Here is a 23,827-nt window from a genome sequence, read left to right as displayed (position 1 = left end):
ACGCATGGCGGAAATCTGGATCGAGATCGCGGTTGTCGTCGGCGGCCTGCTGACGGCGGGCGTGCTCGCGTGGCCCGCCTTGCGCGACCTGCCGATCTGGCGCGCGACGATCACGCCGCTCGCCTCGATCATCGGCAGCGGATTCCTCATTCTCGGCCCGATCCTCGTCGACACCTTCGGCAGCTACGGGGTGCTGGCGATGATCGTGCTGTGCCTCGCGGGCTACGCCTTCGGCGCGGCGATCCGCTACAACATCGCACGGATCGGCAACCACGGCGGCGACGCCGAAGGCGATGGCGCCCCCGATGACGGCCATCTGGTCCGAACCCTTGAAAAGCATTCGAGCTGGGCGCTCGCCTTCGCCTACTCCATTTCGGTCGCCTACTATCTCAACCTGTTCGGGGCATTCTCCGCGCGCATCTTTCCCGATTCGAGCGAGTTCGTCGCGCGTCTGATCACCACCGGCGCCTATGCGCTGATTCTCGGCGCGGGGCTGACGAAAGGATTCTCGCTGCTCGAGCGGATGGAGCAGGTGACGGTCAGCCTCAAGCTCGCGATCATTGCCGCGCTGATCGCCGCGCTCGTCGTCCATGCCGGGTTCGAGGCGAGGCACGACGCGATCGACCGGAGCGGGACGACGATCGGCGCCCTCGCCGCGGTGCAGATGATGTTCGGCCTGATCGTCACCGTGCAGGGCTTCGAGACGTCGCGCTATCTCGGCAACCACTACGACGTCGCTACGCGGCGCCGCTCGATGCGGCTTTCGCAATGGCTCGCGAGCGGAATCTACGTCGCCTACGTGGCGCTGCTCTCGGTGAGTTTCGAGGCGGGATCGTTCGTGCTCAGGGAGACCGCGATCATCGACATGATGGCCGGAGTCTCGGTGATCCTGGGCCCGCTGCTGATCGTGGCCGCGCTTGCCGCGCAGTTCAGCGCGGCGGTGGCCGACACCAACGGCTCGGGCGGGCTGGTCGACGAGTTGACCGCGCACGCGGTCCGCGCGCGCCACACCTACCTCGCGCTCGCGGCGATCGGGCTGGCGCTGACATGGATCGCCGACGTCTTCGAGATCGTCAGCTACGCCTCGCGCGCCTTCGCGCTCTATTACGCCCTGCAATCGGCGATCGCCAGCGGCCGCGCCTATCGCGACGAGGCCGAAACCCGGGGGCGGCGAATCGTGCGGGTCTTCGGCTTCGGCGCGCTCGCGCTGCTCGGACTGGCGGCCGCGATCTTCGGGACGAGCGTCGAAGGGTGACCCGTCGATCGCTGTGGGACCTTGATCGAGCCGCCCTCGCGCCAGTGGCGGCGCCGCACCTAGTCTGCCGGCAACGACAGCAACACCAAAACGACAGCAACACCAAGAGGCAGACAATGACCCTTTCCACCGCTCAACTCTCGCTCGTCGAACAGCGCGTCGCCAACGATGCGCCCAGCCCGGTCGTCGCCTACGGCCTGTGGGCGCTCCTGTGGTTCGTCAGCGCGCACCGTTTCTATCTCGGACGGCCCGGCTCGGCGATTCTCCAGATCATCTCGTACTTCTTCGTGATCGGCTTCTTCTGGGCGATCGTCGACGCCTTCCTGATTCCCGGCATGATCCGCGAGGCGAAGGACGATATCCGCGACGATTTCACGTACCGGCACTACGGCCTCGCCGCCTGACGCCTGTTCCCAAGAGGGAACTACCGAAGCTCTCCCGATCACGCGAGGATCGCGGCGAACGGGAGAGAGACATGGACAAGCTGCGCGTCATCCAGTGGACCACGGGCAAGGTCGGCAAGCTTACGATGCGCGGCGTGCTGGACGACCCGCGGCTCGAACTGGTCGGCGTCTACGCGTGGTCTGAGGACAAGGCGGGAACCGACGCGGGGGCGCTGTGCGGCCGGCCGGAAACCGGCGTGCTTGCCACCAACGATGTCGACGCGCTGCTCGCACGGGGCGCTGACACGGTGCTCTATACTCCCTTCGAGGCTAACCTCGACCAGGCGATCCGGTTGCTCGAAAGCGGGCTCGACGTGGTCAGCACCAATCTGTTCCTCAACCTCGGCGGCATCGTCGGCGAGGTTAGGGACAAGCTCGAAGCCGCCTGCGCCAAGGGCGGCAGCTCGCTGTACATCACCGGCATCAGCCCGGGCTGGATCAACTCGGTGGCGACCTCGCTCACCGCGATCTGCCGCGACGTCGAGTTTCTGGGCATCACCGAAAGCGCCGACTGCTCGGTCTACGAATCGGTCGAGACCTGGGGCTTCCTCGGCATGGGCGAGCCCGGCGGCGAGAAGGAGGCCGAACTGATGGAGCGCGCCCGCGCCTGGCTGATCCTGTTTCGAGACGTGGTCGTGCGGATCGGAGCTGCGCTCGAACTCGACTACGACGATATCGAATTCTTCTGCGAATACGCGACCGCCGCCGAGGACATCGACCTCGGCTGGTTCAAGATGCCCAAGGGCACCAACGCGGCGCTGAACGGCGGCTGGAACGGCATCGTCGGCGGCAAGACGGTCGTGCAGATGAAGGTGATCTGGTATCTGACGAAGAATCTCGCCGAAGGCTGGGACATCGACGACGACCAGTATCACCTGCAGGTGAAGGGCGATCCCAACATCGACACCAAGATGCGCTTCACGCCGCCGCCGCACTGGACCAATCACGACTGGGACACGATGACCGCGATGCCCGCGGTCAACGCGCTGTTCCAGATCAAGGCGGCGCCCCCGGGAATCCTCGGGCTGCGCGACGTCGGCCTGCCCCATGCGCCTGTGGGCGTGTGGCTGCGCGATCGGGGTTAGCGGGCGGCGTAAGCACGCAATGACCATGATCCGCGATCATCGACGGCGCGCCAGGGGCGCGGGACCAGCCCCAAGCGAACGATCGACCGCTATCGGAATAAGTAAGCGCCGCCGTGAAATGAGTGGAAAGTCGTGGTCAGCGGACACAAGTCTCTCGCACCTCAACCCACCAAATCCGTCCAGTGACACCCCCACTGAATGCGCCGAGAACCGATAGCAACAGTGACCAAACTCCATTGGAGCCAATCCACTCGAGAACGGCTATCGGAAATGCGGCACCAGCCACAATCCCAACGATAATGTAAGCAGCGGAACTTTCTATCTGAAGTCTCGAAAGGATGGCAGTTGTTGGCAGCCCAACGAGGACGCTAGCTGTCAGAACAAAGCATAAAACAATTAAAAATGGAGATAGGGCAAACGCTATCGCGGGGAAAATTTCGCCGCTCCCGTCAAATCCATCGGGAATATAACTTAAAATGCCCATCACAGTAAATATCAGCGGAGCCCAAGATCCAGCAAGGGACCCAACGAAAACCGCCTTTACGAACGCGCGCATCATATCTCGATAGACCAGACTATAAAGCGGTCAACGGGCATCCACATTGCGACCGCGTCCGCAACGTCGTCGTAACCAGAATGTCCGCTTTTTTGGCTAACGAGAGCTCAAAGCGGACGGATCGGTCGTCGCTGCTTATGCCGCCCTCAGAGCAGATGCCCTGTCCGGTCACGCTTGGTGGACAGATAGCGTTCGTTGTGCGGGTTGGCGGGCAGCGCGTGGGGTACGCGCTCGGTCACGTCGACCCCCTCGGCCGCCAGCGCCTCGACCTTGGCCGGATTGTTGGTCATTAGCCGGATCGCCCGTACCCCGAGCAGGTCGAGCATGCGCGCGGCGACCGGGAAGTCACGCGCCTCGGTCGGCAGGCCGAGGCGATTGTTGGCGTCGACCGTGTCGAAGCCCTGGTCCTGCAGGCGATAGGCGCGCAGCTTGTTGACGAGGCCGATGCCGCGCCCTTCCTGGCGCATGTAGAGCAGCACGCCCCAGCCGCCCCGGCCTGCCTCCTCGGCCATCGCCCGCAGCGCCGCGTCGAGCTGCGGGCCGCAATCGCACTTGAGACTGCCGAGGATGTCGCCGGTGAGGCATTCCGAGTGGAGCCGCACCAGCGGCTGGCGATCGCCCGTCTGGCGGCCTATCACCAGCGCGACATGCTCGCGCAGGTCGTCGAACGAGCGGAAAGCGACGATCTCGGCATCCTCGCAGGCCGCGACCGGCAGCCGCGCGCGCGCCGCGATGGCAAGCCGCGCCGTGTCCTTCCAGGCGGCAAGGTCGGCGGCCTCGAGCGCCTGCGGCTCGCCAAGGCCCGTCGGATCGACGAGGAACGCGGGCAGCACGCCCGCGATCCGCGCCAGTTCCATCGCCGCCCTGGCCGCTTCGGCATCGGCGATCGCCTCGGCCGCGAAGGGCCCCTTCATCGGATGGAGCAGGTCGAGCGCGGGATCGGCGACGGCGCGCGCCGCTTCGAGATCGAACGGCTCGGCGCCGCGAATCAGCACCGGCGCCTCGGGCACCGCCGCCTCGCGCTGGTTGGCGAGCTTGAGCGTCACCGCGCGCGCCGCCGAGATGAGCATGCGCCCAGCGCTCGCACCGGGCGCGAAGCCGGTCTCGGCGGGCAACAGCGTGAACGCCGCGCCGACGCGAATCGGCCAGCCGTGGCGCAAGGCGTCGATCGCCAGCGCGACTCGCCGCGACGCGGCATCGGACGAAGGCGGGACCGGATCGTTCAGAGCGACAATTCCGTGATCAGCGGCACGTGGTCGCTGGGCTTTTCCCAGCGGCGCGTTTCCTCGACGAAGCGATGCGCCTTCGCCTGCGCCGCCAGTTCGGGCGAGGCCCACATGTGGTCGAGCCGCCGCCCCTGGTCCTTCTGGCGCCAATAGCTGCGGTAGGACCACCAGGAATAGTTGCGCTCGGGCGCGGGAATGAACTCACGGCCCAGATCGACCCATCCGTGCGAATCCCGGAAGCGGCCCAGCGTCTCGACCTCGATCGGCGTGTGGCTGACCACCTTGAGCAGCGCCTTGTGATCGTAGACGTCGCATTCGAGCGGGGCGATGTTGAAATCGCCGGTGATCATCGTCGGCCGGTCGATCGCCTCGGCCCAGCGCGTCATGCGCTCGAGAAAATCGAGCTTCTGGCCGAACTTGGGATTGACCTCGCGGTCGGCGACGTCACCCCCCGCCGGGATATAGACGTTCTCGAGAATCATCCCCTGCCCGGCCCCGAGCATTTCGACGCCGATGTGGCGGGCTTCGCCGTTGTCCTGCCAGTCGTGCTTCGAGAAGTCGCGAAACGGAATGCGGCTGACGGTCGCCACGCCATGGTAGCCCTTCTGCCCGTGGATCGCGCGGTGCGTGTAACCCAGCCGCTCGAACATCTCGTGCGGGAAGAGATGCTCCGCGACCTTGATTTCCTGCAGGCACAGCACGTCGGGCGCGTGCTCGGTGAGAAAGCGTTCGACCTGATCGATGCGCAGGCGGACCGAGTTGATGTTCCAGGTGGCGATTGTGACCATGGGTGGGCTTTAGGCACGCCTCCGTGCGATTTCCAGTGCCGCAAAGCACGCCATTCCGCGATCGCCAGCGTCCGGCCCGTCCGCCATGGCCCTCGCCCCGGATACGACAGGCAAAAGAAAACCCTCGTCCCGGGGGCAGAGGGACGAGGGTTCCTTTGTGCGTTCGTCACGCTTGTCAGGACGTCCTATCAGGAGGCGCGGGCAACAGGGGGGAAACCCGCCTCAGTCCGTCTTGACCATCCCTAGATAGTGCCGGACTGCTTTCTGGCAAGTGAACGGATTCGTCAGACTTGCCGTTCTTCGTCGCAGGACCGAAACAGCCTGCGCCAGGCCGTTGTCCGTCATCGACGAACGCGCGGCCGCGGGTCCTTCCAGCGGAAAGTCGAATCGGGCACCGCGATGCCATATTTCTGATTGGAGAGTTGCACCGTCGTCCGCTTGTTCTGCGAATCGAGCGCGACCCAGTAGGTCAGCTCGAGACCGCCCGGCGCGGCGGCGTTGCGCGTGAAGATCAGCGTGATCACGCCGTATTCGGGATGATCGCGGTCGCGCACCTCGATGCTGGTGACATCGGGATCGCCGGTCGGCTTGAGCGTGCCGAACCTGGAAACGTCGCGGCCCGGATCGAGCAGCGCGCCGAGCGGGCTGTTGCTGATCGGCCAGCGCTGGACCTGGTTGACCTCGTAGTCGATCAGCGTGAGCGCCTTGCCGTCGCCGACGATCAGCATCGGCACGCTTTTTTCGTACTGGAAGCGGATCCGGCCCGGACGCTTGAGCGTGAGCACGCCCGAGACGCTTTGCCCGCTGCGGTCGGTCTGGACGAAGTCTGCGCGCATCGTCGAGATGCCGCGCAGCGCGCGGACTGCCTGATCGAGCTTCGCCTGCGAGGACGAAGCCGCGGCGGCGGGCTCCGAGGGCAGCACGGCAGGAACGGCAAGCGCGGCCAAAGCGGCCGCGCCGGTCAATTTCGAAACGATCTTAAGGGTACGGTTCATGGGGCTCCTCTTAGGGCCACACCCTTGAACCGGCTGTGAACCCTACTTGATCTTGGCTTCCTTGAACTCGACGTGCTTGCGCGCGATCGGGTCGTACTTGCGGAAGCTCATCTTCTCGGTCTGGTTCCGCGGATTCTTCTTCGTGACGTAGAAAAAACCGGTATCGGCGGTCGAGACCAGCCGGATCTTCACGGTTGCGGGCTTCGCCATGGCGCTATCCTGTAATATCTAGTTCGTGCCGAGCAAGGCGCCGGCGTTGTCCAAACACAAGCAGGGCGGCCATGCCGCCGCCCTTCAAGGCAGCGGCCCTTGGGCCAAAGCGCCGCCGAAGTCAAGCACCCACCCCCGCCGACCGCCGATTCAGTCGAGCGGAAAGTCCGCGATGGGCCGGACGATGTCGAACTCCTCGCGCGCCGGCTTCCCGTCGAGCTTGGGAAGATCGATCTTCGGCGGATCGACGGGATGGTCGGGAATCCGGTCGAGAAAATCGCGGATGAGCGTGAGCCGTCCGCGCTTCTGGTCATTGAAGTCGACCAGCGTCCAGGGCGCGTGCGGCGTGTGCGTGGCCGCCAGCATCGCCTCGCGCGCCTTGGTGTATTCGCGATACTTCTCTCGCGCGGCGATATCCATGGGCGAGAGCTTCCACCGCTTCAACGGGTCCTCGCGCCGCTCGGCAAAGCGCTTTTCCTGCTGCTCCTGGTCGCAGGTCAGCCAGTACTTGAACAGGAGAATTCCGTCGTCGGTGAGTTGGCGCTCGAACTGCGGCGTCTGCGAGAGGAACGACTGCACCTCCTCGTCGCCGGCGAAGCCCATGACCTTCTCAACCCCGGCGCGATTATACCAGCTCCGGTCGAACAGGACGATCTCGCCAGCGGTCGGCAAGTGCTCGATGTAGCGCTGGAAATACCACTGGCCGCGTTCGCGGTCGTTGGGCGTGCCGAGAGCGACCGACCGGCACATGCGCGGATTGAGATATTGCGCAAAGGTCTTGATGACGCCGCCCTTGCCCGCGGTATCGCGCCCCTCGAACACGACCACGACACGGGCGCCGGCTGAAACCACCCAGCGCGCCATGGCCACCAGTTCGTACTGCAGCTTCGCGATCGCCGCGTCGTAGTCCTTGCTCTTCATCGCCCGCGACCCTGCGCCGATCCGCCGCCGCGCGCAACGCTCAGCGCGAGAGCAGGAAGATCGCGAGTACGCCCGCGACGATCCGGTACCAGGCAAAGGGCGCGAAGCCCGAGCGGCTGACGAAGGCGACGAAGGCACGGATGACGACGATCGCGACGACGAATGACACGAGGAAGCCGATCGCGATCTCGCCCCAGCCCACCGGCCCCGCGCCCGACATCAGCGCCTCGCGGTTGTCGAGCAATTCGAGCGTGGTCGCCCCGACCATTGTCGGCACCGCGAGAAAGAAGCTGAATTCGGCCGCGGTACGCCGTTCGATGCCCATCGCCAGCGCGCCCATGATCGTCGCGCCCGAACGGCTTACGCCCGGCACCATCGCAAGACACTGCGCGAACCCGACCCCCAGGCACTGGCGCGCCGGCAACTCGCCGACGCCCGTCAGCTCGCCCGGCTTGGCGACCTTCTCGATCCCGAGGATGGCGATGCCGCCCAGCACCAGAGCCCAGGCCACCACCATCGGGCTGCCGAGGAGGATGTCGATGTAGTCCTTGAGCGCGAGGCCGAGCACCGCCGACGGCAGGAACCCCAGAAGCACGTTGCGCACGAAGCGCACGCTCATCGGGTTCCAGTCCAGCAGTCCCATGCCGACCGCCCAGAAGGTGCGCCAGTACTGCACCACGACGGCCAGGATCGCGCCGAGCTGGATGACGACGTTGAACACCTTCCACTGTTCGGCGTCGTAGCCGAACACCTCCGAAGCCAGGATCAGGTGTCCGGTCGAGGAGACGGGAATGAATTCGGTGAGCCCCTCGACGATGCCGAGCAGGAAGGCGGTGAGTGTCAGGTCCATCGCGCGACAGCCATGACGCGACGGCTCGACAAGTCAACCCGGGGCGTTGTGCGGTGCGGCAAGATCGCCGTGCACAACCCAGCCAGGCCGGGGATTCCGCGTGATTGCCCTCAGGAAATGCCCCTAAGACCGGCTAAGCCAGCGGCACGACCTTGGGGTCGTCGAACTGCAGCGCCGCGAGCCGGGCGTAGAGACCCCCGCCCGCGCTGAGGTCCGCATGGGTGCCCTGCTCGACGATCCGGCCCTGCTCCATCACCACGATCCGCCCCGCCTTGCGCACCGTCGCGAGGCGATGGGCGATGACCAGCGTGGTGCGCGATTGCATCAGCGTTTCGAGCGCGTCCTGGACCAGCCGCTCGCTTTCGGCATCGAGCGCGCTCGTCGCCTCGTCCAGCAGCAGGATCGGGGCATCGCGCAGCAACGCGCGGGCGATCGCCATGCGCTGACGCTGCCCGCCCGAAAGCCGCGAGCCGTCCTCGCCGAGGAACGTGTCGAGCCCCTCCGGCAGTTCGCGCAGGAATCGCTCGGCATTGGCTGCGGCGGCGGCTTCCCAGATCTGCTCGTCGGTGGCGGCCCAGTTGCCGTAGCGCAGGTTGTCGCGCGCGCTCGCCGCGAACAGCACGCCTTCCTGCGGAACGAGCGCGATGCGCGCGCGGATCTCGGCGGGATCGGCTGAAGCGAGGTTCACCCCGTCGATCTTAACCGCGCCTTGTTGCGGGTCGTAGAAGCGCTCGGCGAGCTGGAAGATGGTCGACTTGCCCGCGCCCGAAGGTCCGACGATCGCGACCGTCTCGCCCGGCTCGACCATGAGCGTGAAGTCGTCGAGCGTGGCGATGTCGGGCCGGGATGGATAGCGGAAGGTCACGCGTTCGAAGGCGATCTGACCGCGCGGCGGCATCGGCAGGGTCTGCGGGCGGGCGGGCGGTGCAATCGAGGGGTGCGCCTGGAGCAGCTCGGCGAGCCGGCTCGCCGCGCCCGCGCCGCGCACGAGATCACCGTAGACCTCGGTCAGCGAGCCGAAAGCGCCCGCGACCAGCCCGCCGGTGACGACGAAGGCCGCGATCGTGCCGCCGGTGATCGTGCCTTCTGCGACGCCGATCGCGCCGCGCCACATCAGCAGCGTGATCGAACCGAAGATCATTAGCATGACGAGCGCGGTCATCACCGCGCGGATCATGATCCGCCGCTTGGCGGTCGCAAAGGTGCTTTCCACAGCCGTGCCGAAGCGGTCGCGCTCGCGCGGCTCCATGTTGAAGGCCTGGACGACCCGCAGCGCGCCGAGCACCTCGGTGGTCAGCGCGCCGATGTCGGCGACGCGATCCTGGCTGGTGCGCGAGACATTGCGCAGCCGCCGCCCGAACCAGGTGATCGGCAGCACCACGCAGGGAATTGCGATGACCAGGCCCAGCGTCAGCGTCGGCGCCAGCGCGAAGAGATAGATCACGCCGCCGATCGCCATGATCGCGTTGCGCAGCGCGACCGAGACGGTCGTTCCCACGATCTGCTCGATGATCGCCGTGTCGGCGGTCATCCGCGAGGAAATTTCCTTCGGGCTGTTTTCCTCGAAGAAGCTCGGCGAAAGCCGCAGGAGATTGCGCTGCACTGCGAGACGGATGTCGGCGACCACGCGCTCGCCAATCCACGAGACGGTATAGAACCGCACCGCGGTCCCCGCCGCGAGCACGCAGATGATCATCAGCAGGTACTGGAACCAGCGGGCGATATCGGCCGGGTTTCCGCCCTCGCCGAAACCGCGATCGATGATCAAGCGGAAGCCCGCCGGTATCGCCAGCGTCGCCAGCGCGGTGACGACCAGCGCGACGCCCGCCGTGGCGACTCGCCCGGGATAGGCAAGCGCGGCGCGCATCACCATGCGCAGCGGCCCGAGGCTGCGGCTCCTCGGAGCGGGCTCCTGGCTCTGCGCGGCCTCTTCCCGCACCCCGTCCTCACTGACCCTGGTGGCGCTCATCGCCAGCGCCTTACAGCCTCGCCGCGCAAAGAAAAAGGGTCATGGCGCGCCCTTGAGAAGTCGCGGCGCGATCCGTCCTCCTGACAATTGTCGCATTGCACAAAAATCGATTCGCCCTCATCTATGACGGCAAGATATGGGCCGCATGGCGCCCGTCAGGAGGTACAGGCCAGTGCTTTACAACGCGTATGAATTGCAGCGGGCAATGCTTAGCAGCGCAGCGGCGATGGCATCCGTCGGGGCGGAACTCCTTTCCAACCCCGTGCTGCCGCTCGGTTATTTCGGAATGGCCCCGGTGCTGAGTTCGGCTCTCGACGTCTTCGCGCATGCAGCCTCGCCGCGCGGCAAGCCCGACTTCGACATCGAGTCGGTCACCGTCGACGGCAAGACGCACAATGTCACCGAGGCGATCGTCCTCCATCGCCCCTTCGGCAACCTGCTGCGCTTCTCGCACGACGGTCTGCCTTCCGATGCACCCAGGCTATTGATCGTGGCGCCGATGAGCGGCCACTATGCCACGCTGCTGCGCGGCACCGTCGCACGCATGCTCGAATCGTGCGTGGTCTATATCACCGACTGGGCGGACGCGAAGCTGGTGCCGCTCAGCGCCGGCCGCTTCGACCTCGACGATTACATCGACTACCTCGTCGAGTACCTCGAGTTCATCGGCCCTGGCGCGCACGTGCTGGCGGTGTGCCAGCCTTCGGTGCCCGCTTATGCCGCGACCGCGATCATGGGCGCCAACGAGCATCCCTGCCGGCCCGCGACGCTGACGATGATGGGCGGCCCGATCGATACGCGCGAGGCTCCGACATCGGTCAACGACCTCGCCATGCAACGCCCGCTCGAGTGGTTCGAGCACTCCGTGATAGCGACCGTGCCGCTCGCCTACCCGGGTGCGGGACGCCGAGTCTATCCGGGCTTTCTCCAGCTCGCAGGGTTCTTCTCGATGAACCTGGGCAACCACATCATGAGCCATTACGGGATGTTCAAGCATCTCGTGGAGGGCGACGGCGAAAGCGCCGACGCGACCAAGGCCTTCTACGACGAGTACCGCTCGGTCTGCGATATGTCCGCCGACTTCTACCTCCAGACGATCGAGCACGTCTTCCAGAAGCACTCGCTGCCGAACAACGAGTTCGTCCACCGTGGCCAGAGGATCGACCTCAGGGCGATCCGCGAAACCGCCTTGCTCGCGATCGAGGGCGAGAAGGACGACATTTCGGGCATCGGCCAGACCAAGGCCTCGCTGCATCTTGCGACGAAGCTCCCCGATTCGAAGAAGAAATACTACCTTGCCGAGAACGTCGGCCACTACGGCATCTTCAACGGCAGCAAGTGGCGCGACCGCATCGCGCCGGTGGTCGAGGAGTGGATCGCGACGCATACCAAGACGCCGCTCAAGATCGTCGCCTGACCGCTCGGCAGGCGCGGCCGCACTGGCGCGACTCGCGGCGAAGTGCTAGATTGCAACGAATGAAAGACGTGGTCGGGAATCGGGGTATCAGGCGGCGTGACGTCCTTACCGGCGGCATGCTCGGCGCGGCCGCGCTCAGCCTGCCCAACCGCGTCTTCGCCGCCGCCTCGGCGCTCACGCCCTACGAGCGGCGCGTGTTCGAAGTGGCGAAGAGCCAGCAGGAGCGCGTCGCGCAGCACTTGTGGCGCAACGACCTCGTGGGCATCGCCGACTACGGCGTACCCTCCTGGAAGCCGCGGCTGCATTTCGCCGACCTCGAGAAAGGCACGCTGCGTTCGTTTCTGATCGCGCACGGACGCGGTTCGGACCCCGAACACAGCGGCTGGCTACAGTCTTTCTCGAAAGAGCCCGGCTCTGAAGCGACCTCGCGCGGGGCCTACCTCACCTGCGAATGGTACACCGGCAAGTACGGCACCTCGATCCGCCTCGTTGGGCTCGACGACGACAACTCGACCGCGCTCGACCGGCTGATCGTCATGCACCCCGCATGGTACGTCGAGCAGTCGATGATCGAAAAGTGGGGCAAGATCGGTCGCTCCGAAGGTTGTTTCGCCATGGGCCAGGCCGATTTCAACGAAGCTCTCTGGCACCTGTCGGGCGGACGCCTGCTGTTCGCCGATCGCATCGGCGAGGTTTGAGGGCGCGATTGGACACCCGACTCGCGCGGTGTTAGGCAATCCCGATGGCGGGGCAGATCACGGACACGAAACTCGAGGCGCCGACCGACGCGCGGCAGGTGCGCTCGCGCAAGGCGCTGAACGCGGCGCTGCTCGCGCTGCTCGAGGAACGCTCGTTCGACCAGCTTACGATCCGCGAGATCACCGCTCGCGCGGGCACCGGCTATGCCACCTTCTTCCGCCACTACCCCGACAAGGAAGCGCTGCTCAACGACGTCGCGTCCGAACAGATCGCCGAACTGCTCGCGATGGCCGTTCCGATCCTCCAGGTCGAGGCAGACAGCTACCGCTCGACGCTGGCGCTGTGCGCCTATGTCGAGGAACACCGCAAGCTGTGGACCGCCCTGCTGACCGGCGGCGCGGCAGCGATCGTGCGAGCCGAATTCATCCGGCTGGCGCGCAAGCTGGACACCTCGCTCGTCATGCAGCACGAATGGCTGCCTTCCGACCTCGGTGTCGTTTATGGCACAGGCGGCACGGTGGACGTCCTCGCCTGGTGGCTCACGCAGGACGAGGCCATCCCGGCGGAGCGGATCGCCGACATCCTTCACCGGCTGGTGATCGACCCGCTGGTGGGCAATCCGGCGCGGCTTTCCGGAACGCCCGGCTAGCCAGACCCCGCCGCGCGACCTATCTCCCCCGTCAGGACCGGACGGACGCCAAGGTCACACCCGGGAAAGTCAGCGAATGGACATCAAGACCCAGCCAGAAACCCTCGCGCCCGACACGCTTGCGCCCGACACGCTAGCGGACGCCGACTGGCCGACCTTCGGCTGGATCGAGGACGTGCGCCCCGCGCTGGCGCGAGCGATCGAGGCGGGCCGCCCCGCCGTGCTCGCAACGCTGTTCAAGGTGCAGGGCAGCGCCCCGCGCGGCCCGGGCGCGCAGATGCTGTTCGACGGCGCGCAGGCCACCGGCTACTTTTCGGGCGACTGCATCGAAGGCGACGTCGCCGCCCATGCCCGCGACGTGCTGGCCAGCGGCGAGCCGCGCGTGCTGCACTACGGCAAGGGTAGCCCCTGGATCGACATTCGCCTGCGTTGCGGCGGCGCGCTCCATCTCCTGGTCGAGCGCATCGACGCGGCGAGCGAGGCGGCCCGCTCGCTCCTAGACCATGCGCGCGAGCGGCGGACCTGCCTCTGGTCCAGCGACGGCGTGCGCCAGGATGTCGTCTCCGGCGAGGGCCCGCTGCTGGGGCTCGAAGAGGGGCCCTTGCGCATCGCGCGGCGCTACGATCCGCCGCGCCGGCTGATCGTCACCGGCGGCGATCCGGGCGCTCTGGCGGTGGCCAAGCTGGGCCACGAGGCGCAGTTCGAGACGATCCTCGTGCGGCCCTCCGGTCCCGAGACACCCCCACCCTTCCCGGTTTCGCGCTATCTGCGGCTCGAGCCCGCCGAAGCGGTCGCGCAACTCGGCATCGACGCGCTCACCGCCTATGTCGGCGCGACCCACGAAGACCATCACGATCTCGGCGGCATTCTCGCCGCGCTGCTCGGACGGGCCGGCTATGTCGGGATGATCGGCGCCAAGTCGCGCGCGGGCGAACGGATCGGCGCGCTCAAGGCGGCGGGCGCGAGCGAGGACGACCTTGCCCGCCTGCACCTCTCGCCAGGCATAACCGGGCTGGGCAAGGCGCCGTGGGAAGTCGCGACCGGCATCCTTGCCGAAGTGATGCAGGCGCTCAATCCGGCTCGCGAACGGGCATGACGCTCGCCGCGATCGTCCTCGCGGCCGGCTCCTCCACCCGCTTCGGCGGCGACAAGCTCAGCGCCGATTTCAATGGCGAGCCGCTCGTGCGCCATGCAATCCGCGCGGCGCGGGCGGCACCGGTCGCGCGCGTGGCGGTGGTCGCCCATCCCAGCCTCGATTGCGGCGTCTGGGCTGGGGCGCCGCCGGTCGAAGTCCTCCGCCTGACGAGCGCCGCGCTGTCCGAATCGCTCAAGGCGGGCATCGCGCGGGTTTCGGGCGACCCGATTGCCGGTGTCTTCGTCTTCCTTGGCGACATGCCGCTGATCCCGCACGAAACCGCCCGGCGGCTCGCGGACATGCTCGGCGAAGCCTACGCGGTCGTGCCGCGTCACGAGGGCAAGTCGGGCCATCCAGTGCTGCTCTCCGCGCGCGCCTTTCCGGATATCGCCGGTCTCGGCGCCGACGAAGGCGCGGGGCGGCTGCTGCGCTCGCGCGACGACGTCGTCTTCGTCGACTGCGACAGTCCGCTCGTGCGCCTCGATATCGATCGCCCGCGCGACCTGGCACAAGCGCGGCGCCCGGTCCGTTCCGGGATCGAAACGATCACTTCCACGGATCGAGACTCGTACTGAGAGCCTCGAGCTGCCGGGCCGCCTCGGCGAGCTTGCCGCGCAACCGCTCGTTTTCCGCCACGGCTTCGGCGGCGTCACCGTCGAGCACGCCGTGCAGGAAGAGGTGGACGGAAAAGCGGGTGTGCCGCGCCACCGCTTCGCGATCGATATGCATGCCCCAGGCGGCGTTGCTCGCCGCCCCGCTGACGACGATGTCGAGAAAGGCTCTCGCCGCGTCCTCGGCTTCGGCGAAACCGCCGTCGCGCGTGCCGAGCCGGCGAGAGAACAGATCGGCGAGATAGCGCAAGGTCGGCTCGGTGCCGCGCATGACGTTGTCCGTCGCGATCTCGGGCATGCGCACCGATTCCGCATTGGTGAGGCGCAGCAGGCGCAGTCCGGCTGGGCTCAGCACGTTTTCGACCAGCATCCGGCCGATGCGCAGGAGGGTTTCCTCCAGATCGTCGGTTTCCGCCGCGCGCAGGCTCTCGATCGGGACGATCCAATCCTCGATCGCGCGGTCGAGCGCGGCCTTGAAGAGGCTGGTCTTGTCTCCGTAGCGGGCATAGATCGTGCGCTTGGCCATGGAGGCCGTGGCGGCGATGGCGTCGATGCTCGTGCCGTCGAAGCCGTTTTCGAGAAAGAGATCGAGCGCCTTGTCGAGCAGTTCCTCATTGCTCAGCGTCGGCCGCCCCGGCTTGCGCTTCGTTGCGCGCGATCGGGCGCCCGCCTCGCCGCCGCGATTCGTGTCCGAAGCCATCGCCAGAACCGTTCTCCCCATCGCGAAGCCGCGCCGTGCCGGTCGTAGCGCAGCCGAGTCGCCACCGCAACGCAGGTTTGAAACGAATAAGGTGTCAAAAATAGGTCGGACTCGGTATTTTCGAGATGACGCGCCCCCGGAGTATTGGTATTGAAACGCACGGAGTGACAATAAAGCCCCGCGAACGGGGCCTGCACCGGGAGACGCAGATGGCGCTCGAGACCATCGACCTGACGCCGCGAATCGCATCGCAAGTCCGCATCGCCAAGCGCGATCTGCTTGCTGGAAGCCACGCGGGCGAAATCCGCGACCTGCTGGTGGCCCGCGGCGCGATCGTGATTCGCGACCTGTTCCTCGATGACGAGGAGCTGCGCACCGTCGCCCGCTCGCTAGGCGATCTCAGGGTCGGCACCGCGCGACGCGGGTCGGACGGCAAAGTCCTGGCCGAAGGCGACGGCGGCGTGCTCAAGGTCAGCCTCGATCCCAAGGTAAATCCGGACTACGCGCGCTTTCTGTTCGGCAACCAGCTCTGGCACATGGACGGAACCTACCTGGAAACGATCCCGCCCTTCGCGACCATGCTGACGCCTTTCGCGCTCTCGAAGGAAGGCGGCGACACGCAATTCGCGAATACCTATGCCGCCTTCGAGGATCTGCCGCGACCCATGCAGCGGCGTCTGGAGACGCTGACCGTCCGCCACTCGCTCCCGGCCGCGCTGTTTCCAGCCAAGCGCGACTGCACCGCCGAGGAATTCGCGGTCTGGGCGAGTTATCCCACGCAGGTCCATCCGCTCGTCTGGCAGCATCGCTCGGGGCGCAAAAGCTTGGTGCTGTCGACCGCCTGCGCGCGGATTCTCGAACTCGACGCGACCGCCAGCCACGACCTGCTGCTGGAACTGATGGCGCACGCGACGCAGGAGCAGTACGTCTATTCGCACAAGTGGCGGATGGGCGACCTCGCGATCTGGGACAACACCGGCACGATGCACCGCGTCCTCCCCTTCGAGGAAGGCAGCGCGCGCGAGATGCATCGCTGCACGCTCAACGGCGAGGAACCGATCGCCGCGGTCCGCGACGTCGAGGTCGTGGCCTGACGGCGCTGGCCCGGAACGCAATCGGCCCGCGCGGATCGGGCGGGCGGAAGAGGAGAGAGGGATGACTGAAATCAAGGGCCGCACCGCGCTCGTCACGGGAGGCGGCAGCGGGATCGGCAAGGGCCTTGCGCTGGAGCTGGCCCGGCAGGGCGCCAGGGTCGCGGTCGCCGACATCAACCTTGCCGCCGCGCAGAAGGTTGCCGAGCGGATCGAGGCCGAAGGCGGCACCGCGATCGCGCTCGAGTGCGACGTGTGCGAGCGCGATTCGATCGCGGCGATGAAGGACGCCGTCCACGCCGGACTCGGCCCGGTTCACCTGCTCTTCGCCAATGCCGGAGCGACATCGTTCGATCCGCTTGCGGAGATGTCCGACGCCGACGTCGACTGGATCGTCACGGTCAACCTCCACGGCGTCATGAACACCACGCGCGCCTTCCTGCCGGACATGATCGCGGCGGGTGAAGGCCACGTCTGCGCCACCGCCTCGATGGCAGGGCTGCTGCCCGGCTGGATTCCGGAACATGCGCCCTATTCGGCCGCGAAAATGGGAATCATCGGGCTGATGATGAACCTGTCGCTCGAACTGGCACCGCTCGGCATCCACACGACCTCCTATTGCCCGGGCGGCGTGGCGAGCGGGATGAAGGCGAACAACGCCAGCTATCGCCCGGCACGGTTCGGCGGCCCGGGCGAAGGCGCGGTCCACCTGAGCGACGATTCCGCCGCCGCTGCCACCTCGCATGCCTTCTACGCGCCGGAGGCGGTCGCGCCGATGGTTCTCCAGGCAGTCCGCCGCAACCGCCCCTTCGTGTTCGATCACCCCGACCAGCGCGAGCACTTCCGCAAGACCTATTCGCAAGTGGTAGAGGCATGTTACGATGACTGCGACGAATGGCATTGCGAACACGGGACACCGGAAACCAACCCGCATGGCGTGATGCTGGTGGAGAGCTGAAGGACGATAACCATGAGCCAGATTGAAATCCTCCCCCTCATCGAAGGCCGCGGCTTCGGCGTCCGGATCAAGGGCGTGACGCGCACCAACAGCACCGAGCCGGGCGTACGCGACGCGGTCAACGCCGCCTTCGAAAAGCACGGCATGATCGTGTTCGAGGACGTCGAGCCGAGCGGAGAGATGCATGTCGCGCTCAGCGATATCTTCGGTCCTCTCAAGGACCATCCCAGCAAGGCGGTGCCCCGCGTCGACCAGGACACCATGCCCGGGGTGATCGACATGACTTGCGAACCCAATCCACCGGGACGCATCCGGATCGGCGGGCGCGAGATCACGCAGTGGCTGCCCTGGCACTTCGACCATGCCTACAACGACGAGCTGAACCGCGCCGGGGTGCTGCGCGCGCTCGACATTCCGCCCGAGGACGGTCTCACCGGCTTTCTCGACGGGGTCGAGCTCTACCAGCGGCTTTCGCCCGAGCTGCGCTCGCGCATCGAGGATCACAATATCCTCTACCGCATGAACGTGGTGATGAAGGACTTCCACTTCGGCGCGCCCGAGGACTACGAATGCCTGGCCGAAAATCCCTATTCCGCCGCAGTGATGGACGCCGCCAAGGACGTGCCGCGCTCGGTCCATCCGGCGGTCTGGACGCGCGAGAGCGGCGAGAAGGTGCTGCATGTCTCGCCCTGGATGGCCGAGGGCATCGAGGGCGACGAAACCGCCGAAGGCAATGCGCTGCTGGATGCGGTCAGTCGCGAGATCTTCGCGCTTGGCGAGGAACTGGCCTACTGGCACCACTGGAAGCCGACCGACATGCTGATCTGGGACAACTGGCGCGTGCTTCATGCGGTCAGCGGCCACAAGCCGCAGTACGCGCGGCGCATGCAGCGCACCACGATCAAGGGCGACTACGGCCTCGGCTACTTCGAGGGCGGCGCGAAGAGCGACAACAAGATCCTCGAACGCACCTACTGACCGCTCGCTTTCGGGGCCCAAGGCCCTCGATCACCGCCCTCGCCGCCATCGGGGCGCGAGAAGGCGGGATCTTGTCGAGCAGATCTGCGTCCGCCGGTGCGACGACCCGCACCGGTCCGGACGGGCGCGCTCAGGCGTGGCCGGTCTCGTTGGCGAGCAGCGAGGGGTCGATGCCCTCCGCGCGCCAGGCCGAAGCCCAGCGGCCCTCGGCCGGCGTATCGAAGATGAGCGATTCGGCGCCGGCGGCGACGAACCAACCGTGGTGCTTCAGTTCCTCTTCGAGCTGGCCCGCTCCCCATCCGGCATAGCCCAGCGCGACCAACCAGCGTTTGGGGCCTTCACCGCCCGCGATCGCGCGCAGGATCTCCATCGAGGCGGAGAGCGCGCAATAGGGCGCGAATTCGATGGTGTCCTCGCTCATCCAGTCGGTCGAGTGAAGAACGAAGCCGCGCCCGGGTTCGACCGGCCCGCCATGATGAACGTCGCAGTCGGGCGCGTCCTGCGGATCGATACCGACTTCTTCGAGCAGCTTGCGAAAACCGATGCCGTCGCGAATGTGTCCGATGCCGATACCCAGCGCGCCGTTGTCGTCGTGAACACACATGACGTTGACCGAGCGATCGAAGCGGGGATCGAACATCCCCGGCATCGCCAGAAGCAGCCGGCCGGTAAGGAATTTGTCTTCGGACATGCGCATAGTCTACGTCAAATGCCGTGAGCGTAAAGCCGCCCCGCGACGCTTCGGGCGCCTGATGGGTCGGGATCGGCGCAAGACGCCTTTCCTGCGGAGATGCGAAGGCCTATGTCGCGCGCCATGAAGCAGCTCTTCGATGTTCCCGCCGCCCCGATGATTCCCCTTCTCGGCGAGGACGCGGGCGTGCCCGTGCGCCGGATCTTCTGCGTCGGACGCAACTACGAGGCCCACGCCCGCGAGCTGGGCAACACGGTCCAGCGCGACGCGCCGATATGGTTCACCAAGACCCCCTCGGCCTATTGCCCGTCGGGCGCCGCGATCCCCTATCCACCAGGCACGGCGAACTGCCACTACGAGATGGAGCTGGTCGTCGCGCTCGGCACTCCGGGCTTCCGGGTCGAACCACAAGACGCGCTCGACCTCGTGCTCGGCTATGCCTGCGGCCTCGACATGACGCGGCGCGATCTTCAGGGCGCAGCGCGCGAGAAGGGTCTGCCATGGGATACCGGCAAGGATTTCGAGAATTCCGCGGTGATCGGCCCGTTCACACGCGCAGCGCGGTTCGGCGAGCCCGGAGCGCAGCGGATCACGCTCGCGCTCGACGGCGAGACGCGTCAGGACGCAGTGCTTTCGGACATGATCTGGCCGGTCCGCGACCTCATCGCGCACATCTCGACCCTCTATCACCTCGAACCCGGGGATCTGATCTTCACCGGAACCCCGGCGGGCGTCGGCCCGGTCGCGCCCGGAAACCGCCTCTCCGGCGCGATCGACGGCCTCGCGCCGGTAACGCTGGAGATCACCGCGCCCGAGTAAGCGTACGCCCACGAGGAAAAGGGCGCCGGATCTGCGCGATCCGACGCCCTTGGCTTTTGCCTTGCCCCGCGATCAGTAGCGCAGCGTCGCCTGCACCGACACGCTGCGCGGCGTCGCCGGCGTGCCGATGATGTCGGCGAGCGCGACGCAGCCGGTCTGTCCGGCCGCGGTGCAGCTCGGCTGGTCGACGCCCTTGGCGCCGCCGGTTCCGGTACGGTCGATGCCGTTGATGAGGTTACGCTTGTTGGTCAGGTTGCGACCGATCAGCGCCAGCTCCCAGGACTTGTCCTCGGCAAAGATGCGCAGGCTGGCATCGAGCTTGGCATAGGCGCTCTGCTCGGCGAGCGGCTGGAGCTGCGTGCCCGCGTTGTACTTGCCCGAATAGCTCACGTCGGCCGAAAGGCTGGCCCAGGTCGAACCCGTGACCGGCGTCTCGTAGTAAGTGCCGAAGTTGCCGGTGACGACGGGCGCCTTGCGCAGCCGGCGCCCGGACAGATCCTGCGCCGTATAGCGATCCAGCACGGGATCGAACTGCCGGTCGCAGCCCAGCGCGACAGTCTGTCCGGCGTAGCAGTCGGCCAGGTAGTCGCGGAACTCCGAATCGTTGATCGACAGCGCGCCGTGGACATTGAAACCGGGCAGGCCGTTCGGGCTGAAGCTCGATTCGAGCTCGACACCGCGAATCCGGGCCTTGGCCGCGTTCTGCAGGCGGAAGGCGCGCGAGTTCGTATCGAACACCGAAACCTGCAGGCCGTCATAGTCGTACCAGTAGCCGGTGACGTTGAAGGTGAGCTGGCGATCGAGCAGCCGCGACTTGAGGCCCACTTCGCCGCCGGTCACCTTCTCGGGATCGAAGGTCTGGCCGCGCGCCGGATTGGCGAGGATCGCGCCGTTCGTGAAGCCCGCGTCGAAGCCGCCCGACTTGAAGCCCTTCTTGAACGAGGCGAAGACCATGAAATCGGGGCTGGCCTCGTACTTCACCGTCACTTCGGGGGAGAAGTTGTTGAAGCTCAGCCGCGTATCCGGATAGCGCGGGTCCTCGGTCACGTCGGTCGGGACGCCGCCCGTCGGGGTGACGGTGAAATCGAGCAAGTCCTTGGTCTCGTGCGTATAGCGGCCACCCGCGGTCAGTTCGAGGGATTCGGTGGGCCTGAAGATGACCTGCCCGAAGCCCGAATAGGACTTCTGGTTCTGGTTCGTCGATTCGAGCGGCAACGGGAAGTTGATCCCCGGCACGCCGATGAACGTCAGCGTGAACAGATCGCGGTTCTCGTAGAACCCGCCCACGAGGAAATCGAACTGGCCGCCGAAGTCGGAAGCGAGGCGCAGTTCCTGCGAGAACTGCTTGTTCTTGAAGCGCACGGCGAAGGCATTCGAACTGGTCGGACCATAGCCGCCGTTCGAGGTGATCCGCTCGTTGACGAAGTAGTACCCGGTGACCGAGGAGAGCTTGAGGTGGTCGGTCATCTCCCAGTCGACCTGCCCCGAGGTGAGCAACTGGGTGTTGTTGCGGCCGCCGTAGGGGCCTTCGAGATATTTCGAGAGCGCGAGGAAGCTCGGGTCGAGCTGCGAGGTGAAGATCACGCCGTCGTTCTGGCAGTTGCTCGCATCCTCGAACCGGCCCTGGCCGACGCCGTAGGGACAAGCGGTGATGTCCGAATAGAACGAGGGACCGCCGACGATATCGGTGTCGGTGTAGGTTTCCTTGAGGCGGATCGTCAGGCGGTCGGTCGGCGTGAATTTGGCCGAAGCGCGAATGAAGATCTCTTCCTTGTCCGGAAAGCGCCCGAGGTCGCTGGGGATCACGCCCGGCGGCGGCGCGTTGGTGCCCGGCGCGTTGGGGGTGACGACCTTGATATAGCCCTTCTGCGTGGAATAGTGTGTCGCGAGGCGCACGCCCGCATCGTCACCGAGCGGGCCGGAAATCACGCTGTCGACGTAGAATTCGTCCGCCTTGAACTCGTAGCCCACGCGGCCGAGCAATTCGAGCGTCGGACCCGGATCCTCGGTCGTGATCGAGATGATGCCGCCCGGGCTGTTCTTGCCGAAGAACAGCGCCTGCGGGCCGCGCAGGACCTCGATCTGGCGCAAGTCCATCTGCGCCGCGCGCAGGATCTGCGCGCTCGAGATCGGCACGCCATCGACGTTGACCGAAACCGCCTGGTCGACGAACGCCATGCTCTCGCCCGAGCCGATGCCGCGCAGCGAGATCGAGCCGCCCATCGAGCCTGACGATTCGCCGGTCAGCAGGCCGGGGGTGAATTGCGCGATCGAATCGACACCGGTCACGTTGTAGCGATCGAGCAGCTCGTCGCTGAGCACGGTCATCGCGACCGGCGTGTCCTGCGCGGTCTCGTCGCGGCGACGCGCCGTAACGATGATGTCGCCCTCATAGACGCCCTGCGGCGCCCGCGCCTCTTCGCGATCGGCATCTTGCGCGTAGGCGGGAACAGCGGTGAACGCCAGCGGCGCGCACGCCGTCAATACAAACCTTGAGATCCTCATGATACCTCTCTTCTCGATCCCATCCCTATTCGCCTGGGCCGCCTCTCGCCGTCGTTGTTCTTTTTGCGCATGATGCGTGCCGCGTCTGCAACATACGGTCGCTCACGGCGCCGCGCCGGTAACACAATGCTTTGACGCTTGTACAGGACATCTTTGCGCGGGAGTCCGGACAGGTTTTCCGCGCCCTTGGCGCGCGGCAAATCCGGGCAATGCCAGCCGCGCATCGCGGCGCGCGGCTTGCCTCTGGCGCAGCACCGATCGACCGCCTAAGGATTGCCGGGTGCCGAGCATGACCGTCAACCAGCGCCCTGTCGCGATCGCCCTCGATCCCCAGACTCCGCTCTTGTGGGGCCTGCGTGACGCGATGAACCTGACCGGCACGAAATACGGCTGCGGCGTCGGCGATTGCGGCGCGTGCACCGTGCTCGTCGACGGCGAAGCCCTGCGCTCGTGCCTGATCACGCTGGGCGAATGCGAAGGACGCGAGATCACGACGATCGAGGGGTTGTCGCGCGACCGCTCGCACCCCGTGCAGCAGGCGATGGTGGCCGAGCAGGCGATCCAGTGCGGCTTTTGCACCCCCGGTATCGTCATGGCGGCGGCCTCGCTGCTGTCGCACAATGCCAATCCAGGCGAAGCGGAGATCAAGGAAGCGATCCCCAACCTGTGCCGTTGCGGGGTCTACCCGCGGCTGGTCCGCGCGATCGGGCTCGCAAGCCGCGTCGCGCGGCGGCGCGAAACGCTGAGTGCGGCGCCCGCGCCCGGCATCGATCCACGCGACGCGGCCGCGTCGCTCCCGGCGATGCGCCCCGCGCCACCGCCGCCAAGCCAAACCAACGGAGACGGACGATGAAAGCCACCATCTGGCACAACCCCAAATGCGGCACCTCGCGCAAGACCCTGGCGATTCTCGAAGAGACGCCGGGTCTCGAAGTGACCGTGATCGAGTATCTCAAGGACCCGCCGAGCGCCGAAAAGCTCGCCCAGCTTTACGCCGACGCGGGCATCACGCCGCAGCAGGGCCTGCGGATGCGCGGCACCGATGCGGCCGAGCGCGGGCTGCCCGAGGCCGACGACGCGACCGTGCTCGCGGCCATGACCGCCGAGCCGATCCTGATCGAGCGGCCGCTGGTCGAAACCGACAAGGGCGTGCGGCTCTGCCGACCGCAGGAAGCGGTGCACGAGATCCTGTGAGGCGGGGATGGACCGGATTGGGACGGGCCTGTCGCTTGCAATGGCGGGCCCGATCTGCCACCGCGTTGTTGCATAACTGACC

General features: G+C 66.5%; 24 protein-coding genes. 14 read left to right on the top strand and 10 right to left on the bottom strand.

The annotated features are described in order from the left end of the window. Nucleotides 1–4: 4 nt before the first annotated feature. From B2G71_RS02880 to B2G71_RS02870, 3 genes are all read left to right on the top strand, one after another. The gene (locus B2G71_RS02880; protein ID WP_098104223.1) at nt 5–1,255 is read left to right on the top strand and encodes a hypothetical protein; all 1,251 of its coding nucleotides are present in this window, start codon (nt 5–7) and stop codon (nt 1,253–1,255) included. A 116-nt stretch (nt 1,256–1,371) separates the two neighbouring features. After that, nucleotides 1,372–1,659 (top strand): TM2 domain-containing protein, encoded by a 288-nt coding sequence (locus B2G71_RS02875; RefSeq protein WP_098104222.1) that lies wholly within the window; start codon nt 1,372–1,374, stop codon nt 1,657–1,659. A gap of 71 nt (nt 1,660–1,730) precedes the next feature. Next, a complete protein-coding gene (locus B2G71_RS02870; protein ID WP_098104221.1) occupies nt 1,731–2,783 on the top strand; it encodes a hypothetical protein in 1,053 nt (350 codons plus the stop codon). A 702-nt stretch (nt 2,784–3,485) separates the two neighbouring features. Here B2G71_RS02870 and ribA read toward each other — a convergent pair. The 7 genes from ribA to B2G71_RS02835 all read right to left on the bottom strand — a co-directional run bounded on the left by ribA (nt 3,486) and on the right by B2G71_RS02835 (nt 10,298). After that, nucleotides 3,486–4,508 carry a GTP cyclohydrolase II gene (gene ribA, locus B2G71_RS02865; RefSeq protein ID WP_240529993.1) on the bottom strand — a complete coding sequence of 341 codons (1,023 nt, stop codon included), beginning with the start codon at nt 4,506–4,508 and terminating at the stop codon, nt 3,486–3,488. Nucleotides 4,509–4,561: 53 nt separating this feature from the next. Continuing rightward, nucleotides 4,562–5,353: an exodeoxyribonuclease III gene (xth, locus tag B2G71_RS02860; protein ID WP_098104429.1), complete on the bottom strand. Its 792-nt coding sequence runs from the start codon at nt 5,351–5,353 to the stop codon at nt 4,562–4,564. 341 nt (nt 5,354–5,694) lie between these two features. Continuing rightward, nucleotides 5,695–6,348, bottom strand: a complete 654-nt coding sequence (locus B2G71_RS02855) for an outer membrane lipoprotein carrier protein LolA (RefSeq protein WP_098104220.1) — start codon at nt 6,346–6,348, stop codon at nt 5,695–5,697. Between the two features lie 42 nt (nt 6,349–6,390). Beyond that, nucleotides 6,391–6,558, bottom strand: coding sequence for a 50S ribosomal protein L33 (gene rpmG, locus B2G71_RS02850; RefSeq protein WP_098104219.1), 168 nt, complete (start codon nt 6,556–6,558; stop codon nt 6,391–6,393). Between the two features lie 150 nt (nt 6,559–6,708). Then, nucleotides 6,709–7,479 (bottom strand): polyphosphate kinase 2, encoded by a 771-nt coding sequence (ppk2, locus tag B2G71_RS02845; RefSeq protein ID WP_098104218.1) that lies wholly within the window; start codon nt 7,477–7,479, stop codon nt 6,709–6,711. A gap of 40 nt (nt 7,480–7,519) precedes the next feature. Next, nucleotides 7,520–8,329 (bottom strand): undecaprenyl-diphosphate phosphatase, encoded by an 810-nt coding sequence (locus B2G71_RS02840; RefSeq protein WP_098104217.1) that lies wholly within the window; start codon nt 8,327–8,329, stop codon nt 7,520–7,522. Between the two features lie 133 nt (nt 8,330–8,462). Further along, nucleotides 8,463–10,298 (bottom strand): ABC transporter transmembrane domain-containing protein, encoded by a 1,836-nt coding sequence (locus B2G71_RS02835; protein WP_098104216.1) that lies wholly within the window; start codon nt 10,296–10,298, stop codon nt 8,463–8,465. Nucleotides 10,299–10,470: 172 nt separating this feature from the next. Here B2G71_RS02835 and phaZ point away from each other — a divergent pair, with 172 nt between their 5' ends. From phaZ to B2G71_RS02810, 5 genes are all read left to right on the top strand, one after another. Further along, nucleotides 10,471–11,715 carry a polyhydroxyalkanoate depolymerase gene (gene phaZ / locus B2G71_RS02830; protein ID WP_206049264.1) on the top strand — a complete coding sequence of 415 codons (1,245 nt, stop codon included), beginning with the start codon at nt 10,471–10,473 and terminating at the stop codon, nt 11,713–11,715. 59 nt (nt 11,716–11,774) lie between these two features. Beyond that, on the top strand, nt 11,775–12,413 hold the full coding sequence (locus tag B2G71_RS02825) for a murein L,D-transpeptidase catalytic domain-containing protein (protein WP_240529972.1): 639 nt from the start codon (nt 11,775–11,777) through the stop codon (nt 12,411–12,413). A gap of 44 nt (nt 12,414–12,457) precedes the next feature. Further along, complete coding sequence (locus tag B2G71_RS02820; RefSeq protein ID WP_098104215.1) at nt 12,458–13,063, top strand: TetR/AcrR family transcriptional regulator; 606 nt, start codon at nt 12,458–12,460, stop codon at nt 13,061–13,063. 76 nt (nt 13,064–13,139) lie between these two features. After that, nucleotides 13,140–14,159 (top strand): XdhC family protein, encoded by a 1,020-nt coding sequence (locus B2G71_RS02815; protein WP_098104214.1) that lies wholly within the window; start codon nt 13,140–13,142, stop codon nt 14,157–14,159. Beyond that, nucleotides 14,156–14,773 (top strand): nucleotidyltransferase family protein, encoded by a 618-nt coding sequence (locus B2G71_RS02810; protein WP_098104213.1) that lies wholly within the window; start codon nt 14,156–14,158, stop codon nt 14,771–14,773. Before B2G71_RS02815 ends, B2G71_RS02810 begins: the two co-directional genes overlap by 4 nt. On the opposite strand, the gene B2G71_RS02805 is transcribed toward B2G71_RS02810, so the two are convergent. After that, entirely contained in the window at nt 14,745–15,509 is a 765-nt protein-coding gene (locus B2G71_RS02805; protein ID WP_098104212.1) for a TetR/AcrR family transcriptional regulator, read from the bottom strand. The genes B2G71_RS02810 and B2G71_RS02805 overlap by 29 nt on opposite strands. Nucleotides 15,510–15,718: 209 nt before the next feature. Here B2G71_RS02805 and B2G71_RS02800 point away from each other — a divergent pair, with 209 nt between their 5' ends. The 3 genes from B2G71_RS02800 to B2G71_RS02790 all read left to right on the top strand — a co-directional run bounded on the left by B2G71_RS02800 (nt 15,719) and on the right by B2G71_RS02790 (nt 18,536). Next, nucleotides 15,719–16,603: a TauD/TfdA family dioxygenase gene (locus B2G71_RS02800; RefSeq protein WP_168176225.1), complete on the top strand. Its 885-nt coding sequence runs from the start codon at nt 15,719–15,721 to the stop codon at nt 16,601–16,603. A gap of 61 nt (nt 16,604–16,664) precedes the next feature. Continuing rightward, a complete protein-coding gene (locus B2G71_RS02795; protein WP_098104210.1) occupies nt 16,665–17,558 on the top strand; it encodes an SDR family oxidoreductase in 894 nt (297 codons plus the stop codon). A 12-nt stretch (nt 17,559–17,570) separates the two neighbouring features. Then, nucleotides 17,571–18,536 (top strand): TauD/TfdA family dioxygenase, encoded by a 966-nt coding sequence (locus B2G71_RS02790; RefSeq protein WP_098104209.1) that lies wholly within the window; start codon nt 17,571–17,573, stop codon nt 18,534–18,536. Nucleotides 18,537–18,666: 130 nt separating this feature from the next. Here the strand turns inward: B2G71_RS02790 and B2G71_RS02785 are convergent, their stop codons facing one another. Next, on the bottom strand, nt 18,667–19,227 hold the full coding sequence (locus tag B2G71_RS02785; RefSeq protein ID WP_098104208.1) for a YqgE/AlgH family protein: 561 nt from the start codon (nt 19,225–19,227) through the stop codon (nt 18,667–18,669). Nucleotides 19,228–19,350: 123 nt separating this feature from the next. Between B2G71_RS02785 and B2G71_RS02780 the strand changes: the two genes are divergently transcribed. Next, nucleotides 19,351–20,046 (top strand): fumarylacetoacetate hydrolase family protein, encoded by a 696-nt coding sequence (locus B2G71_RS02780; RefSeq protein ID WP_098104425.1) that lies wholly within the window; start codon nt 19,351–19,353, stop codon nt 20,044–20,046. A gap of 72 nt (nt 20,047–20,118) precedes the next feature. On the opposite strand, the gene B2G71_RS02775 is transcribed toward B2G71_RS02780, so the two are convergent. Further along, the gene (locus B2G71_RS02775) at nt 20,119–22,551 is read right to left on the bottom strand and encodes a TonB-dependent receptor (RefSeq protein ID WP_098104207.1); all 2,433 of its coding nucleotides are present in this window, start codon (nt 22,549–22,551) and stop codon (nt 20,119–20,121) included. Nucleotides 22,552–22,831: 280 nt separating this feature from the next. On the opposite strand from B2G71_RS02775, the gene B2G71_RS02770 reads away from it, so the two are divergent. Together B2G71_RS02770 and arsC are read left to right on the top strand one after the other, a co-directional pair. Beyond that, a complete protein-coding gene (locus tag B2G71_RS02770) occupies nt 22,832–23,404 on the top strand; it encodes a (2Fe-2S)-binding protein (protein ID WP_098104206.1) in 573 nt (190 codons plus the stop codon). Beyond that, on the top strand, nt 23,401–23,745 hold the full coding sequence (arsC, locus tag B2G71_RS02765) for an arsenate reductase (glutaredoxin) (RefSeq protein ID WP_098104205.1): 345 nt from the start codon (nt 23,401–23,403) through the stop codon (nt 23,743–23,745). Before B2G71_RS02770 ends, arsC begins: the two co-directional genes overlap by 4 nt. Nucleotides 23,746–23,827: the final 82 nt, after the last annotated feature.

Origin of the sequence: Novosphingobium sp. PC22D (assembly GCF_002556635.1) — a bacterium.
Lineage (GTDB): Bacteria > Pseudomonadota > Alphaproteobacteria > Sphingomonadales > Sphingomonadaceae > Novosphingobium.
This window is presented reverse-complemented; position numbering and strand designations above follow the sequence as displayed.